General features: G+C 66.1%; 17 protein-coding genes. 8 read left to right on the plus strand and 9 right to left on the minus strand.

The features are described 5' to 3' along the window. Nucleotides 1-17: 17 nt before the first annotated feature. The 3 genes from spoT (at nucleotide 18) to GJV37_RS29280 (ending at nucleotide 3,586) form a co-directional block, all read left to right on the plus strand. Entirely contained in the window at nucleotides 18-2,126 is a 2,109-nt protein-coding gene (gene spoT, locus GJV37_RS29270; protein WP_169890255.1) for a bifunctional GTP diphosphokinase/guanosine-3',5'-bis pyrophosphate 3'-pyrophosphohydrolase, read from the plus strand. Nucleotides 2,127-2,146: 20 nt separating this feature from the next. Further along, complete coding sequence (locus GJV37_RS29275) at nucleotides 2,147-2,527, plus strand: RidA family protein (RefSeq protein WP_024762056.1); 381 nt, start codon at nucleotides 2,147-2,149, stop codon at nucleotides 2,525-2,527. A gap of 324 nt (nucleotides 2,528-2,851) precedes the next feature. Further along, a complete protein-coding gene (locus GJV37_RS29280; protein WP_193453259.1) occupies nucleotides 2,852-3,586 on the plus strand; it encodes a putative periplasmic lipoprotein in 735 nt (244 codons plus the stop codon). A 25-nt stretch (nucleotides 3,587-3,611) separates the two neighbouring features. On the opposite strand, the gene GJV37_RS29285 is transcribed toward GJV37_RS29280, so the two are convergent. The 3 genes from GJV37_RS29285 to GJV37_RS29295 all read right to left on the minus strand — a co-directional run bounded on the left by GJV37_RS29285 (nucleotide 3,612) and on the right by GJV37_RS29295 (nucleotide 5,971). After that, the gene (locus GJV37_RS29285) at nucleotides 3,612-4,235 is read right to left on the minus strand and encodes a LysE family translocator (RefSeq protein ID WP_193453260.1); all 624 of its coding nucleotides are present in this window, start codon (nucleotides 4,233-4,235) and stop codon (nucleotides 3,612-3,614) included. Between the two features lie 66 nt (nucleotides 4,236-4,301). Next, a complete protein-coding gene (locus tag GJV37_RS29290; RefSeq protein WP_170859078.1) occupies nucleotides 4,302-5,102 on the minus strand; it encodes a helix-turn-helix transcriptional regulator in 801 nt (266 codons plus the stop codon). Then, a complete protein-coding gene (locus tag GJV37_RS29295) occupies nucleotides 5,102-5,971 on the minus strand; it encodes an NAD-dependent epimerase/dehydratase family protein (protein WP_193453261.1) in 870 nt (289 codons plus the stop codon). Before GJV37_RS29295 ends, GJV37_RS29290 begins: the two co-directional genes overlap by 1 nt. A gap of 95 nt (nucleotides 5,972-6,066) precedes the next feature. On the opposite strand from GJV37_RS29295, the gene GJV37_RS29300 reads away from it, so the two are divergent. The 3 genes from GJV37_RS29300 to GJV37_RS29310 all read left to right on the plus strand — a co-directional run bounded on the left by GJV37_RS29300 (nucleotide 6,067) and on the right by GJV37_RS29310 (nucleotide 10,569). Further along, the gene (locus GJV37_RS29300; RefSeq protein WP_037016754.1) at nucleotides 6,067-6,999 is read left to right on the plus strand and encodes a hydrogen peroxide-inducible genes activator; all 933 of its coding nucleotides are present in this window, start codon (nucleotides 6,067-6,069) and stop codon (nucleotides 6,997-6,999) included. Then, entirely contained in the window at nucleotides 6,996-9,071 is a 2,076-nt protein-coding gene (gene recG, locus GJV37_RS29305) for an ATP-dependent DNA helicase RecG (protein ID WP_024762051.1), read from the plus strand. The genes GJV37_RS29300 and recG overlap by 4 nt, the downstream gene beginning before the upstream one ends. A gap of 91 nt (nucleotides 9,072-9,162) precedes the next feature. Continuing rightward, on the plus strand, nucleotides 9,163-10,569 hold the full coding sequence (locus GJV37_RS29310) for an aminoacyl-tRNA deacylase and HDOD domain-containing protein (protein ID WP_170859080.1): 1,407 nt from the start codon (nucleotides 9,163-9,165) through the stop codon (nucleotides 10,567-10,569). Between the two features lie 60 nt (nucleotides 10,570-10,629). Here GJV37_RS29310 and GJV37_RS29315 read toward each other — a convergent pair whose 3' ends face one another. The 5 genes from GJV37_RS29315 to GJV37_RS29335 form a co-directional block, all read right to left on the minus strand. After that, nucleotides 10,630-11,031, minus strand: a complete 402-nt coding sequence (locus GJV37_RS29315; RefSeq protein WP_024762049.1) for a hypothetical protein — start codon at nucleotides 11,029-11,031, stop codon at nucleotides 10,630-10,632. 135 nt (nucleotides 11,032-11,166) lie between these two features. Then, the gene (locus GJV37_RS29320; protein WP_017520695.1) at nucleotides 11,167-11,439 is read right to left on the minus strand and encodes an HU family DNA-binding protein; all 273 of its coding nucleotides are present in this window, start codon (nucleotides 11,437-11,439) and stop codon (nucleotides 11,167-11,169) included. Nucleotides 11,440-11,635: 196 nt separating this feature from the next. Next, a complete protein-coding gene (locus tag GJV37_RS29325) occupies nucleotides 11,636-12,790 on the minus strand; it encodes an NAD(P)/FAD-dependent oxidoreductase (RefSeq protein WP_170859081.1) in 1,155 nt (384 codons plus the stop codon). Nucleotides 12,791-12,878: 88 nt separating this feature from the next. Next, on the minus strand, nucleotides 12,879-13,046 hold the full coding sequence (locus GJV37_RS29330) for a rubredoxin (RefSeq protein ID WP_024762047.1): 168 nt from the start codon (nucleotides 13,044-13,046) through the stop codon (nucleotides 12,879-12,881). A 200-nt stretch (nucleotides 13,047-13,246) separates the two neighbouring features. Then, entirely contained in the window at nucleotides 13,247-13,414 is a 168-nt protein-coding gene (locus GJV37_RS29335; protein ID WP_015479573.1) for a rubredoxin, read from the minus strand. A gap of 234 nt (nucleotides 13,415-13,648) precedes the next feature. Between GJV37_RS29335 and GJV37_RS29340 the strand changes: the two genes are divergently transcribed. Further along, entirely contained in the window at nucleotides 13,649-14,188 is a 540-nt protein-coding gene (locus GJV37_RS29340) for a chorismate lyase (protein ID WP_089285858.1), read from the plus strand. A 27-nt stretch (nucleotides 14,189-14,215) separates the two neighbouring features. Beyond that, nucleotides 14,216-15,106: a 4-hydroxybenzoate octaprenyltransferase gene (gene ubiA, locus GJV37_RS29345; protein WP_024762045.1), complete on the plus strand. Its 891-nt coding sequence runs from the start codon at nucleotides 14,216-14,218 to the stop codon at nucleotides 15,104-15,106. Between the two features lie 85 nt (nucleotides 15,107-15,191). Here the strand turns inward: ubiA and GJV37_RS29350 are convergent, their stop codons facing one another. Beyond that, entirely contained in the window at nucleotides 15,192-15,557 is a 366-nt protein-coding gene (locus GJV37_RS29350; protein WP_193453262.1) for a COG4315 family predicted lipoprotein, read from the minus strand. Nucleotides 15,558-15,853: the final 296 nt, after the last annotated feature.

Raw genomic sequence — 15,853 nt, forward strand, 5'->3', positions numbered from 1 at the left:
CGGCAGGGGGTGAACCCATGCCGAGCATAGATGCCTTCGCCGACCGGCTATCGAGCTATCTGGGCCCGGATCAGGTCAACCTGGTTCGCCGCGCCTACTACTACGCCGAGCAGGCCCATGACGGGCAGCGCCGCCGCAGCGGCGAAGCCTACGTCACGCACCCGCTCGCCGTCGCCAACATCCTCGCCGACATGCACATGGACCATCAGAGCCTGATGGCCGCCATGCTGCACGACGTGATCGAGGACACCGGCATCGCCAAGGAAGCGCTCACCGCGCAGTTCGGCGAGACCGTCTCGGAACTGGTGGACGGGGTCAGCAAGCTGACCCAGATGAACTTCGAGTCCAAGGCCGAGGCGCAGGCCGAGAACTTCCAGAAGATGGCCATGGCCATGGCACGCGACATCCGCGTGATCCTGGTGAAGCTGGCCGACCGCCTGCACAACATGCGCACGCTGGAAGTGCTGTCGGGCGAGAAACGCCGGCGCATCGCCAAGGAAACCCTGGAAATCTACGCGCCCATCGCCAACCGGCTGGGCATGCACAGCATGCGCGTGGAGTTCGAGGACCTGGGCTTCAAGGCCATGCACCCGATGCGCTCCGAGCGCATCCGCCAGGCGGTGAAGAAAGCCCGCGGCAACCGCCGCGAGATCGTCGGCAAGATCCAGGAATCGCTGGTCAACTGCCTCGCCCGCGAAGGCATGGAAGGCCAGGTCCTGGGCCGCGAGAAGCACCTGTTCAGCATCTACAAGAAGATGCGCGGCAAGCGCAAGGCGTTCAACGAGATCATGGACGTCTACGCCTTCCGCGTCATCGTCGACAAGGTCGACACCTGCTACCGCGTGCTCGGCGCCGTGCACAACCTGTACAAGCCGTTCCCCGGTCGCTTCAAGGACTACATCGCGATTCCCAAGGCCAACGGCTACCAGTCGTTGCACACCACGCTGTTCGGCATGCACGGCGTGCCCATCGAGATCCAGATCCGCACCCGCGAGATGGAAGAGATGGCCAATCACGGGATCGCCGCGCACTGGTTGTACAAGTCCAGCGAAGAGGAAGCCCAGAAGGGCACCCACGCCCGCGCCCGCCAGTGGGTGAAGGGCATCCTCGAACTGCAGCAGCGCGCGGGCAACTCGCTGGAATTCATCGAGAACGTGAAGATCGACCTGTTCCCGGACGAGGTCTACGTCTTCACGCCCAAGGGCCGCATCATGGAGTTGCCCAAGGGCTCCACGGCGGTCGACTTCGCCTACGCGGTGCACACCGACGTCGGCAACAGCTGCATCGCCTGCCGTATCAACCGCCGCCTGGCGCCGCTGTCCGAACCGCTGCAGAGCGGCGCGACGGTGGAAATCGTCACCGCGCCGGGCACCCGGCCGAACCCGGCCTGGCTCAACTTCGTGGTCACCGGCAAGGCGCGCACGCACATTCGCCACGCGCTCAAGCTGCAGCGCCGCTCCGAGTCGATCAACCTCGGCGAGCGCCTGCTGAACAAGACCCTGGCCGGCTTCGACAGCCACCTGGAGAAGATCCCGCAGGAACGCATCCAGGGCGTGCTCGCCGAATACCGCATGGAAGTCTTCGAAGACCTGCTCGAAGAGATCGGCCTGGGCAACCGCATGGCTTACGTAGTCGCGCGCCGCCTGCTGTCCAGCGAAGGCGAGGAAGCGCCCAGCGCCGAAGGTCCGCTGGCGATTCGCGGCACCGAGGGCCTGGTGCTCAGCTACGCCAAGTGCTGCACGCCGATCCCGGGCGACCCGATCGTCGGCCACCTGTCCGCCGGCAAGGGCATGGTCGTGCACCTGGAGAACTGCCGGAACATCAGCGAGATTCGCCACAACCCGGAAAAATGCATCCAGCTCAGCTGGGCCAAGGATGTCACCGGCGAATTCAACGTCGAATTGCGCGTCGAACTGGAACACCAGCGCGGCCTGATCGCCCTGCTGGCGACCAGCGTCAACGCCGCCGACGGCAACATCGAGAAGATCAGCATGGACGAGCGCGACGGCCGCATCAGCGTGGTCCAGCTCGTCGTCAGCGTGCATGACCGTGTGCACCTGGCCCGCGTCATCAAGAAGCTGCGCGCGCTCAAGGGCGTGATCCGCATCACCCGCATGCGCAGCTGATCCCACCCTAAGGAGTCGACATGACCAAGACCGTTATCCACACCGACAAAGCTCCGGCCGCCATCGGTACCTACTCCCAGGCGATCAAGGCCGGCAACACCGTCTATGTCTCCGGTCAGATCCCGCTGGACCCGAAAACCATGGAACTGGTCGAAGGCTTCGAAGAGCAGACCGTCCAGGTCTTCGAGAACCTGAAAGCCGTCATCGAGGCTTCCGGCGGCTACCTGCACGACGTCGCCAAGCTGAACATCTTCCTCACCGACCTCTCGCACTTCGCCAAGGTCAACGAGATCATGGGCAAGTACTTCACCCAGCCCTACCCGGCCCGCGCCGCCATTGGCGTCGCCGCACTGCCCAAGGGCGCGCAGGTCGAGATGGACGCCATCGTCGTCCTGGAATAAGCGCTACGAAACACCTACGGGGCCCCGGAGGGTCTGATGTCGTTTCGACGTGGCCGCGACGGAGCCGCATTTTGCGCAGGGTGAGGCGCGAATCGTGTGGTTTGGTCACTCCAAATGAACGATGAGTAACGAAGCGCTGCGCAAAATGCGGCCCGTCCCTTCGGGTTGCGCGTCAAATCACGCCATGCGTCGTTGCGGGGCTAGGTAAGGGAGCGCCATTACCGCCGCCCCGCGTCTAGCGTGGCGTGATTTGACGCGGCAACGCGGTTCACGACGAAACGTCATCAGACCCTTTCCCCGTTCCTTTGTCTGCAAGGAGCAAACATGCGTCGCGCCCTGATCCTGAGCGCTCTGATCGGCCTGCTTACTGGCTGCGCCGGCACCCCGTCCGACCCTTCCGGCGTCTGGGTCAACCAGGCCGCCATCGATGCTGCCGGCAAGGGTGGCAAGCTGCGCGAGGCGCTGCTGGCCTACGGCCCGAACCTGGAATGGAAGCTGGACACCAAGGCCAGCCAGGCGACCTTCAGCAACGGCTTCGAGCTGGGCGAAGGGCAGCTTACCCAGACCGATCCCAAGCACTACCGCGTGGAGTTCTACGGCAGCAACCAGGAATCCCTGGAGCTGGACGGCAAGGAACTGGTGCAGGTAGGCAGCGACAACTGGCCCGAACAGCGCTTCCTGCGTCCCAAGGAGCAGCCCGCGACGCAGGCATCGGCCGGCAGCACCTTCGAGAACGCCCTGTATGCGGCCTACCTCAACGGCACCTGGATCATCGAGGAAGGCGAAGGCAAGGGCAGCAAGGTCAAGTTCCTCTCCAACGGCAGCCTCGAAGGCATGCCGGGCTTCGACCGCTACGCGCTGTGCCTGGCCGGCGACTGCGCGGCCATGAGCGGCGACAACGACAGCATCTGGCTGCAACAGGGCCAGCAAGGCCGCGAGTATCTGTTCGAGCGTGACCGCGACAAGCTGGAGCTGTTCGAGGCGGTAAATCGCGCCCAGGCCGATGAAATGCCCAGCTACGCGCCGGGCAACAAGGTCTGGACCCTGGAGCGCGACTGATCCGCAAGCGGGCGGGCTGACAGCATCAGCGCAGCCCGCTCCACAGCAGCCAGCCGCCCAGCGCCAGCAGCAATCCCCCGCAGATCCTGTCCAGTGCCGTCACCCGACGCTTGAGCCAGCCGCGCCAGCGCGGGCGATCCAGCAGGCGCACCAGCGCCATGTCCCACAGCAGTACCACCGCGCCCATCCACAGCACGCAGGCCCCCAGTGCCCAGGCGGGCAGGTGGAACTGCCCGAGTACGCCGAACAGCCCGGCATAGAAGATCGGCAGCTTGGGATTCAGGCTGCTGGCCAGGAACCCCTCGCGCACTCCCCGCAGGAAGCCGCCCGACTTGTGGTTGCCGCCGGCTGTGGGAATCTCCAGCTTCCGCCGCGCCAGCAGAGCCTGCGTACCGAGCCAGACGAAATAGCCACCTCCCAGCAATTGCACGACGCGCAGCCCCTGGCTCGCCACCTCCGGCAGCAGGCCGAGGACGAACAACACCAGCAGCATGCTGGCCAGATTGGCCAGGGAGATGCCCGCTGCGCAGCCGTCTGCATGGCGCCTGCCGCGCAAAAGCGCAGCGCGAATCAGCAGGAAGAAATCCGGCCCCGGCGACAGCAGGGCGGCGAAGTGAGTGCTGGCAACCAGCGCGAAGGCGGCGAACATGGCGATCTCCCGAATGCGGCGTCGCGCAGTCTGAAAGGACCGACCTCGTGGAGTCTTGGAAGAAACTCAGGTGCGCGTGGCGCGCAGGAAACGTCCGGGAGTGACGCCAGTGAAGCGGCGGAAGGTGCCGGAAAAATGCGCCTGGTCGTAGAAGCCCAGGGTGAGCGCGACATCCAGCGGCTTCTCGCCAGCCACCAGCAGGCGCTTGGCCTCGCGGATGCGTCGCTGCAGCAGATAGGTATGCGGCGGCACGCCGTAGGCGTTGCGGAAGGCTTCGATCAGGTGGCGCGGATGGCGCTGCAACAGCGTGGCGAGTTCTTCGAGGCTGACTGCCTCGCGGTAATGCGCCTCCAGATAATCCCGCAGCTTTGCGGTGGCGCTGCCATCGCGCGCGGCCGAGGCCGTCGGGCGCATGCCACCGTGGCGGACGAACACCAGTTCCAGCAGCGCCAGCAGTTCGCTTTCCAGCGCCAGCGCATCGTTGCGTTCGAACTCGCTGGCCACACGCCGCAGCGCTTCCGCCACCTGCCCGTCATCGTTCGGATTGAGCGCCTGGAAGCCGCGCGGCAACTGCTTGCGGCCCAGCAGCGGGAGCAGGCGCGACTCCTCGATGTAGAGCATGCGGTAGACCAGACGCTCGGACTCGGCATTGCCGGTATGTGGCTCCTCCGGGTTCATCAGCGACAGGGTGCCGGCCGGCAGCACGTGGTGCGCGCCACGGCACTGGTAGCCGCCAGCGCCGTGCAGGATGGCGCCGATGGCGAAGGCATCGTGGCTATGGCGCCCGAACGGCTGGCCGGAGAAGTCCGCGTGGAACAACTCCACCCCCGGCAACCACGGGCGCACCAGCAGCCGGTTGGCGTCCATCAGTCCTGCTTGCCCGCGAGAATCGCCGCGTAGCCTTCGCGGAAGCTCGGGTAACGCGGCTCCCAGCCCAGCGCACGGGCGCGAGCATTGCTGCAGCGCTTGCTGCCGGCGCGGCGCACGGTCTGCTCGTCGGCCCAGTGGGTCACGCCAAGGTGCGAGCGCAGCCAGGCGACCACGTCATGCAATGCAGCGGGGTCGTTGTCGACGCCGAGGTAGCAGTCTTCCAGCGCAACACCTTGGCGATCGGCCTCCAGCAGATGCGCCAGCAGGCCGGCACAGTCCTCGGCGTGAATGCGGTTGGCGTACAGCGGCGGCTCGCTGGGTACGCGGTAGCCCTCGCGCACCTGCTTGAGCAGCCACTCGCGGCCGGGGCCGTAGATGCCGGTGAGACGCACGACGCTGGCCGGAATGCCGCTCTGCAGCGCCACCTGCTCGGCTTCGAGCATCACGCTGCCGGAATAGCTTTCGGCCTCGGCCGGCGAGGTCTCGTCGATCCACTCGCCATTGCGCTGGGCATACACGCCGCTGCTGGAAACGAACAGCAGGCGCTTGGGCGTCTGCCCGCGCTGCTTGAGCCAACCGAGGGTATTGCGCAGGCCTTCGACATAGGCGGCACGATAACCAGCCTCGTCATGCTGGGTCGCGGCGGCGCAGTACACCAGGTAGTCCAGGCTGCCGACTGGCCAGGTATCGGGGCATTCGAGCTGGGCCAGGTCACCTGCCACCGGCAGCACTTCCAGCGGCAGCGCGGCGACGTTGCGACGCAGGCCATGGACGCGCCAGTCCTGCGCGGCCAGTTGACGCCCCAGGCGGCTGCCGACATCGCCGCAACCGACGATCATCAGGCTCGGGAAGGTGCTCTTGCTCATGCTTGGCTCCGCGAATCAAAGCTCGGCAGTTTAGCGCGGTTGGTTCGCGGCGGTGCAGCCGCTATGCTTGGGCCACCTCAACGGATTTAGTCGCCATGACCCTGACCGAACTGCGCTACATCGTCACGCTTGCCCAGGAGCAACACTTCGGCCGCGCCGCGGAGCGCTGCCATGTCAGCCAGCCGACCCTGTCGGTGGGCGTGAAGAAGCTGGAAGACGAGCTCGGTGTGCTGATCTTCGAGCGCAGCAAGAGTGCGGTGCGCCTGACCCCGGTCGGCGAAGGCATCGTGGCGCAGGCGCAGAAGGTGCTGGAACAGGCCCAGGGCATCCGCGAACTGGCCCAGGCCGGCAAGAACCAGTTGACCTCGCCGCTCAAGGTCGGCGCCATCTACACCATCGGCCCGTACCTGTTCCCGCACCTGATCCCGCAGCTGCATCGGGTCGCTCCGCAGATGCCGCTGTACATCGAGGAAAACTTCACCCACATCCTGCGCGACAAGCTGCGCACCGGCGAGCTGGACGCGATCATCATCGCCCTGCCGTTCCAGGAAGCCGACGTGCTGACCCTGCAGCTGTTCGACGAGCCCTTCTACGTGCTGATGCCGGCGGACCATCAATGGACCGCGAAGAAGACCATCGACCCGGAGCTGCTCAACGACAAGAGCCTGCTGCTGCTCGGCGAAGGCCACTGCTTCCGCGACCAGGTGCTCGAAGCCTGCCCGACGACCCACAAGGGCAGCGAGAACAAGCACACCACGGTGGAATCCAGCTCGCTGGAAACCATCCGCCACATGGTCGCCTCCGGCCTGGGCGTGTCGGTGCTGCCGTTCTCCGCCGTGGACAGCCACCACTACGCGCCGGGCGTGCTGGAGGTGCGTCCGTTCAGCGCGCCAGTGCCCTTCCGTACCGTCGCCATCGCCTGGCGCGCCAGCTTCCCGCGGCCGCGAGCGATAGAGGTGCTGGCCGACTCGATCCGCCTCTGTTCGGTCGCCAAGCCGACCGTCAAGGGTGAAGCCGAGCCGGCATGACCGATCTGTCTAACGTCCCGGTCACCGCGCTCAAGGGCGTAGGCGCCGCGCTGGAGGAGAAGCTGGCGAAGGTCGGCCTGGAGAACCTCCAGGACATCCTCTTCCACCTGCCGCTGCGCTACCAGGACCGCACCCGCATCACCCCCATCGGCGCGCTGCGCCCGGGGCAGGATGCGGTGGTCGAAGGCGTGGTCTCCGGCGCCGACGTGGTGATGGGCAAGCGTCGCAGTTTATTAGTGCGCCTGCAGGACGGCACCGGCACGCTGAGCCTGCGCTTCTATCACTTCAGCCAGGCGCAGAAGGAAAACCTCAAGCGCGGCACGCACCTGCGCTGCTACGGCGAGGCGCGCCCCGGCGCATCGGGCCTGGAGATCTACCACCCCGAATACCGCTCGCTCACCGACGCCGTCGCGGCGCCGGTGGAGCAGACGCTGACACCGATCTACCCGACCACCGAAGGCCTTACCCAGCAGCGTCTGCGCCAGCTGAGCGAGCAGACCCTGGCGCGCCTCGGCCCGTCGAGCCTGCCGGACTGGCTGCCGGCGGAGCTGGCCCGCGACTACCGCCTGGGCCCGCTGGACGAAGCCATCCGCTACCTGCATCGGCCGCCGCCGGACGCCGATCTGGAAGAGCTCGCCGAAGGCCGCCACTGGGCCCAGCACCGCCTGGCCTTCGAGGAACTGCTGACCCACCAGCTGTCGCTGCAACGCCTGCGCGAGAGCGTGCGCTCCCAGGCCGCGCCGCAGCTGCCACCGGCCAAGCGACTGCCGGCGCTGTACCTGAAGAACCTCGGCTTCAAGCCCACCGGCGCGCAGCAGCGGGTCGGTGCGGAGATCGCCTACGACCTCGCCCAGCCCGAGCCGATGCTGCGCCTGGTGCAGGGTGACGTGGGTGCAGGCAAGACCGTGGTCGCCGCCCTCGCCGCCCTGCAGGCGTTGGAAGCCGGCTACCAGGTGGCGCTGATGGCGCCGACGGAAATCCTCGCCGAGCAGCACTTCCTCAACTTCACCAAGTGGCTGCAGCCGCTGGGCATCGAAGTCGCCTGGCTGGCCGGCAAGCTCAAGGGCAAGGCCCGCGCCAGTGCGCTGGAGCAGATCGCCGGCGGCGCGCCGATGATCGTCGGCACCCACGCGCTGTTCCAGGACGAAGTGAAGTTCAAGCGCCTGGCCCTGGTGATCATCGACGAGCAGCACCGCTTCGGCGTGCAGCAGCGCCTCGCCCTGCGCCAGAAAGGCGTGGACGGCCGGCTCTGCCCGCACCAGTTGATCATGACCGCCACGCCCATCCCACGAACCCTGGCGATGAGCGCCTACGCCGACCTGGACACCTCGATCCTCGACGAGTTGCCGCCCGGCCGTACGCCGGTGAACACCGTGCTGGTGGCCGACAGCCGCCGCATCGAAGTGATCGAGCGTGTTCGTGCCGCCTGCGCTGAAGGTCGTCAGGCCTACTGGGTGTGCACGCTGATCGAAGAATCCGAAGAACTGACCTGCCAGGCCGCGGAAACCACCTACGAGGAACTCTCCTCGGCGCTGGGCGAATTGCGCGTGGGCCTGATCCACGGGCGCATGAAGCCGGCGGACAAGGCCGTGGTCATGGAAGCCTTCAAGGAAGGCCTGCTGCAGCTGCTGGTGGCGACCACGGTGATCGAGGTCGGCGTGGACGTGCCCAACGCCAGCCTGATGATCATCGAGAACCCCGAGCGCCTGGGCCTGGCCCAGCTGCACCAGCTGCGCGGGCGCGTCGGCCGGGGCAGTGCGGCGAGCCACTGCGTGCTGCTCTACCACCCGCCGCTGTCACAGATCGGCCGCGAGCGCCTGGGGATCATGCGCGAGACCTGCGACGGCTTCATCATCGCCGAGAAGGACCTGGAGCTGCGCGGCCCCGGCGAAATGCTCGGCACCCGCCAGACCGGCCTGCTGCAATTCAAGGTCGCCGACCTGATGCGCGACGCCGACCTGCTGCCCGCAGTACGCGATGCCGCCCAAGCCCTGCTGGCGCACTGGCCGCAATCGGTCAGCCCATTGCTGGCACGCTGGCTGCGACACGGGCAGCAATACGGACAAGTGTGATGTATTTCACTCTCATCGGTCAGTTGACCGCTCGGTCACGCTGACTGCGTGGTTATACTCCGACCCAGCCGTTGATAACCGGATCACATTCATGAGCGATGCCGCACGCGCCCCATCCGACTCCTCGCAGGCCCCCGAGGTCATCCTGCAGCTGCTCGCCAAGCTGGGTATTCCCTCTCGCGAGGTGAACGACGCCAGCACGCTTTCCGCTGCGCGTCGGGTGCAGGCCAGCCTGCTGGAGGATGCGGTCGGCACCCTGCTGGTGCTGTTCCCCCAGAACCAACTGCTGGACCTCAATCGCCTCGCCGAACTCACCGGGCGCAAGCTGGTGGCGGTCAAGCCCGATCGCCTGGAGCGCATGCTCGGCAAGCACCAACTCGGTCGCCTGCCGGCATTGCCGCCGCTGACCAGTTCGCCGTGCCTGTATGACGAGCGCCTGCTGCAGGAGCCCCAGCTGCTGATCGAATCCGGCACGCCGGGCACCCTGCTGGAGATTCCCACGGCGTCCTTCCGCAGCCTGCTGGAGAAAGCCAGCGCGGCGCGCTTCGGCGTGCTGCTGGACTCGATCCGGCCGAACCTCGACCGCCCGGACGACGACCGCAAGGAAATCACCCAGGCCGTGCAGGCGTTCACCGCCCGCCGCATCCAGCAGCGCCTGGAAGAAACCATCGAGATTCCGCCGCTGCCGGAAACCGCGCAGAAGATCATCAAGCTGCGCGTCGATCCCAACGCCACGGTGGACGACATCACCGGCGTGGTGGAAACCGACCCGGCACTCGCCGCGCAGGTGGTCAGTTGGGCGGCCTCGCCCTACTACGCCGCGCCCGGCAAGATCCGCTCGGTGGAAGACGCCATCGTCCGCGTGCTGGGCTTCGACCTGGTGATCAACCTCGCCCTGGGCCTGGCCCTGGGCAAGACCCTGAGCCTGCCCAAGGACCAGCCGCAGCACGCCACGCCCTACTGGCACCAGGCGATCTACACCGCCGCGGTGATCGAGGGCCTGACCCGCGCCGTGCCCCGCGCAGAACGCCCGGAAGCCGGCCTGACCTACCTCGGCGGCCTGCTGCACAGCATCGGCTACCTGGTCCTGGCGCACATCTTCCCACCGCATTTCTCGCTGATCTGCCGGCACCTGGAAGTGAACCCGCACGTCGAGCACAACCTCGTCGAGCAGCACCTGCTGGGCATCACCCGCGAGCAGATCGGCGCCTGGCTGATGCGCACCTGGGACATGCCGGAAGAGATCTACACCGCGCTGCGCTTCCAGCACGATCCGTCCTATGCCGGCGACTGCTCGGCCTACGCCAACCTGGTGTGCCTGGCCACCCGCCTGCTGCGCAACCACGGCATCGGCAGCGGCCCGGAGAGCGATATCCCGCAGGACCTGCTCGATCGCCTGGACATCCCGCGTGAAAAGGCCGAGGACGCCGTGCGCAAGGTACTGGATGCCGAAGCCGTTCTGCGCGAGCTGGCCAACCAGTTCAACCCGGGGCACTGAAAGCCGGCGCCAATGCAAAAGGCCCCATCCGGGGCCTTTTTCTGTCCGCAAGAAAGCGCCTCAGGCGGCTTTCTTGTCGCTCGCCGGTGCGGCCTTCTTCTTCGGTTTCAGGTACTTCACCAGGCCCTGGAACCAGATCACCAGGCCGGGGTTGCCCTGGATCTGGATGTCCTTGTTCTGGATGCCCTGCATGAACGCCAACTGCGGGTTCTTCGAGGTCATGGTGGCGAAGCCGTAGGCGCCGTCCTTGAAACCGAGCGCGAAGGCAGGGCTGGGGTGCGTGCCGCGGCGGGCACTGACCTTGAGGTCCTTGACGATGTAGTGGCGGGCGACCTTGCCGTCGAGGGTGTGGAGCTGGAACACCAGGTCCTTGCCTTCGAGCTGCTTCTGGAATGCCGGGTTTTCGCGGCTGGCCTTGGCCATCAGGCGACCGAGCATCCACAGGAGAAGACGGAATTTCATGCACAAACCTCGACGTTCGAGACAAAAGTCTGCGCATTGTAGCCAGTTTCAAAACGGACTACATCCGGTCTTTTGGAGGGATTATGTAACCGCAGGAAGCAACCCGGAGCCGCACTGGCTCCGGGCTTGAGACGATCAGTTGACTGCGTCTTTGAGCGCCTTGCCCGGTTTGAAGGCAACGGTATTGCTGGCTTTGATCTTGACCGGTTGGCCGGTCTGCGGGTTCTTGCCGGTACGGGCGCCACGGTGGCGCTGAACGAAGGTACCGAAACCGACAAGGGTAACGCTGTCCTTGCGGTTGAGCGCGCCAGTGATTTCATCCAGCAGCGCGTTCAGCACCTTGTTGGCTTGTTCTTTGGTGAGGTCGGCCTTCTCGGCGATCGCGGCGGCGAGTTCTGGTTTACGCATAAATGCCTCTTTGACGGTTTGTTGTTGTTGTGTCCGTGCTGTCTTCCCAACAGCGCCCAAGGCACCGCAGCCTTGCCGTACAGGCTCTAGGCTGCGGCAGACGGGGGGAGAATGGCACGCCGAAAGCTGGTACGCCAGTATCGTCTGACAATTTGCGAGCAGTTTCCCAAGGCAAAAACGCCATAGACGGCGCCTGTCACGCCAACAGGGCCGGCAACTCCTTGTTCAAAGAGAGTTTTTCACTCACGGCGGCGCCGGTAAGGGCGTAACCGAGCAATCGACCGGCGGTATCCCGGCACAGGACCTTGAGGTCCGGGCCAGAGCCTTCCACCTGCCATTCGCCCTCGCTTCCGCGCGGAGGCGGCGACACCACCAGCGGGCACACCGGCGTCTTCACCGTCACGGGCATGGCACCGTAGGTCACCGGCGTCGGCTTGCCGGCCAGGGTCTGGGCCAGCGCGCGGGCACAGGACATCAGCGGCATCACGTACAGCAGGTTGAGGCCATCGACCTCGGCGCAGTCGCCCAGGGCGTAGATATTGGCGTGGGAGGTGCGCAGCTCGCGATTGACCATCACGCCACGGTTGATATCCAGGCCGGCGGCGGCGGCCAGATCGACGCGCGGGCGCAGGCCCACGGCAGAAACCACCAGGTCGCAGGGGATCACCTGGCCATCGGAAAGATGAGCCTCCAGGCCATCTCCCGCGCGCACCAGGCTGTTCAGCACCGGGCCGAGGTGGAAGCGCACGCCGAGGCCTTCCAGCCCCTGCTGCACTGCCTGGGCGGCAGCCGGGTGGAGCAGGCCGGGCATGACCTGCTCGCACGGCGCCACCACGTCGAGCTGGTAGCCGCCGCTGGACAGGTCGTTGGCGAATTCGCAGCCGATCAGGCCGGCGCCCAGCAGCAACACGCGGCGCTTGCCGGCGGCGGCAGCGCGGAAGCGCGCGTAGTCCTCGAGATCGTTGATCGGGAAAATCAGCTCCTGGGCATCGCCCTCGACCGGCACGCGGATGGTTTCGGCGCCCCAGGCCAGCACCAGGTCGCGGTACTGGACTTGCTCTTCGCCGATCCAGATGCGCCGATGGCCCGGATCGATGCCGGTGACACGGGTGTGGGTGAGGATGCGCGCCTTGAGCTGGTCGGCCATGGCGCCGGCCCCGGCCATCGCCAGACCGTCAGCGTCCTTATCCTTGGAGAAGCCGGTGGAGAGCATCGGCTTGGAGTAGGAGCGGCCGTCATCGGCAGTGATCAGCAGCAGCGGCGTCTCGCTGTCCAGCTTGCGCCACTCGCGAGCCAGGTTGTAACCGGCCAGGCCGGTGCCGATGATCACCAGCGGTGCGTTTTCGCTCATTGCTCTCTCCATATCCAAAAGACGGCACTTCGTAAAGACGGCGCGGCGGCCATCGGGCCGCCGCGTTGATTCGTTATCTCGGCAGGGTTCAGGAAATTTCGATCATTTCGAAATCGATCTTGCCGACACCGCAATCCGGGCAGACCCAATCCGCCGGGATGTCTTCCCATGGCGTGCCGGGAGCTATGCCCTCCTCGGGCAACCCCAGCGCCTCGTCGTAGATGAAGCCACAGACCACGCATTGCCATTTGCGCATCAGCCAAGCCCTCCTGCGATTGCGAAGTGAACCTAACCCACTTTGGCGGCGCCGGCCAACGGCGCCCGTGCCGCCGAGCTGCGTCAGCAAGGCCAACCCGGCGTCCGCCCAGTCTACCGCGCACGGCTGAGGCCTGCTGGCCGCACAAACGCAGACGGCGGCCCGAAGGCCGCCGTCGCGGGGATTCCATTGGCCGTGGATCAGCCGATCTCGATCATCTCGAAATCCAGCTTGCCGACGCCGCAATCCGGGCATAGCCAGTCTTCCGGCACATCTTCCCAACGGGTACCGGCGGCGATGCCCTCTTCCGGCCAGCCCTTGGTTTCGTCATAGATCAGGCCACAAACCACGCACTGCCACTTCTTCATCAGCTATCACCCTCATGTTCTTGTCGCTTGGACGTCAGTGCATCCAAAGTTCGGCTTTTTACTGGCGATGGGCTTGTGGCGCAAGCCCCTGGAAAAATGCGGGTAGCCGGCCAAACCTTTGGTGGGGTTTTGCGCAAGGCACTGTTGCAGACAACGCAATCGGAGCCGCAAAGCCGCCATGTTAAGCTGCCGCGTCCCTGGCCAACCGCAGTCGAACCCGTGCCCGAAGCCGCCCTGATCCACCCGCCTCGCTGGCTCACCGCCGCCCAATTGCACCCTGCCCCCGCCGCCCAGGTGGTGGACTGGCTGTTCGACGAAGGTTCGCTGACGCGCCGTCTTACCGCGCTGTCCGACGGAGCCTTCGCCGTGCAGCCGCTGGCCGAGGGCTGGCATCGCCTGCGCACCGATGAGTGCGCTGCGCTGGGCGTGCCGGATGGCGGCCAGGGCTGGGTGCGCGAGGTGTACCTGAAGGGCCACGGCACGCCCTGGGTATTCGCCCGCAGCGTCGCTGCGCGCTCGGCGCTGGAGGGTTCGGGCTTCGACCTGCGCCTGCTCGGCACGCGCTCTCTGGGCGAACTGCTGTTCAGTGACCGCGCCTTCCTGCGCGGGCCCATCGAAGTGTGCCGCTATCCTGCCGCCAGCCTGCCCGCCGAGGTCCGCGCCGAACGCCTGTGGGGGCGCCGCTCCTGCTTCAGCCGCGATGGCCTGGGCGTGCTGGTTGCCGAAGTATTCCTGCCGACACTGTGGCAACGCGTGGAACAACAGCCCGTATAATTCCCGGATCGTTTTCCGGAGGCCGCCATGTTCGTCGCCCTGATCAAACCCCTCGCCCGCCTGCATCCCCGCGCCTGGGACTTCATCCAGCTGACGCGCATGGACAAGCCGATCGGCATCTACCTGCTGCTCTGGCCGACGCTGTGGGCGCTGTGGATGGCCAGCGGCGGCGTGCCGAGCGTGAAGAACCTGGTGATCTTCGTCCTCGGCACCGTGCTGATGCGCATGGCCGGCTGCGTGATCAATGACTTCGCCGACCGCAAGCTCGATGGCCACGTGGAACGCACCCAGTTGCGCCCGCTCGCAACCGGCAGGATCACCGTGCGCGAAGCCTGGATCGCCTTCTTCGTGCTGCTGGGCTTGAGCTTCCTGCTGGTGCTGTGCACCAACGCGCAGACCATCTGGCTGTCCTTCGGAGGCGCGGCCATCGCGGCGCTCTACCCGTTCATGAAGCGCTACACCTACTACCCGCAGGTGGTACTGGGCGCGGCCTTCTCCTGGGGCATCCCGATGGCCTTCACCGCGGCCAGCGGCACCCTGCCGGCGGTGGCCTGGCTGCTGTTCTTCGCCAACGTGCTGTGGACGGTCGCGTATGACACCTACTACGCGATGACCGACCGCGAGGACGACCTGAAGATGGGCATGAAGTCCACGGCGATCCTCTTCGGCGATGCCGACCGGGTGATCAACCTGAGCCTGCAGGGCCTGATGCTCCTGCTGCTGATCCTGGCCGGCAACAAGCTGGCGATGCACCTGTATTACTACCTGGGCCTGGCCGTGGCGGCGGGCTGCTTCGCCTGGCAGTTCCATTCGACCCGCGACCGCGAGCCGATGAAGTGCTTCAAGGCCTTCCTGCACAACCACTGGGCGGGGCTGGCGATCTTCCTCGGCACCGTGCTGGATTTCGCCCTGCGCTGATACAAACCCTGTAGGAGCGAGCTTGCTCGCGAATCGCCCCCGCAGCGGAGCAGTTCGCGAGCAAGCTCGCTCCTACAAAGAGACGCTACGGTTTGGCCATGTGCCAGACGCCCATCTTGCCCTCACCGGCCATGTCGCCGGCCTGCTTGTCCTGCACGAAGGTGTACAGCGGCTTGCCCTTGTAGGCCCACTGGGCGCTGCCGTCGTCACGCTTGATCAGCGTCCAGTCACCCATGGCGCTGTCATCCGCAGCGGCCATCAGCGGAGGCCAGTTCTGCGCGCAGCCGCCGTTGCACATCGACTTGCCGCCGCTGTCCTTGTCGAAGGTGTAGAGCGTCATGCCCTTGGCATCGACCAGCATGCCGTTCTTCTCCATGCCGGGTCCGGCGGCCAGGGCGGACATCGCGGGCAGCATCAGGCCCAGTGCCAGGGCCGGGAATAGCAGTTTCATGAGCGCTTCTCCTCTGGTGAGGTGGAAACGGCGCGAGCATCGGCGCAAAGGCAGGCGGGAATGCAGGCAGGGCCGGCCAGGCGACGTCGACAACGCACTCACTACCGTCATCGCAAGACTCCGGCAGGCTCGCCTGCCGGGCACACCGCCGACCGGGCCGGTGCGTTCCGTGTGCCGCGCAAGCATCGCGCGGCGACTCGATCAGCATAGACGAGCGTGCTGCGACCAGGCTCGGCTACCATCGGCGTGTCACATTCATGAAATATTTCCGTTATCTAATGCGGCGCATTACAGAA

Origin of the sequence: Pseudomonas nitroreducens, from assembly GCF_010994165.1 — a bacterium.
Lineage (GTDB): Bacteria > Pseudomonadota > Gammaproteobacteria > Pseudomonadales > Pseudomonadaceae > Pseudomonas > Pseudomonas nitroreducens.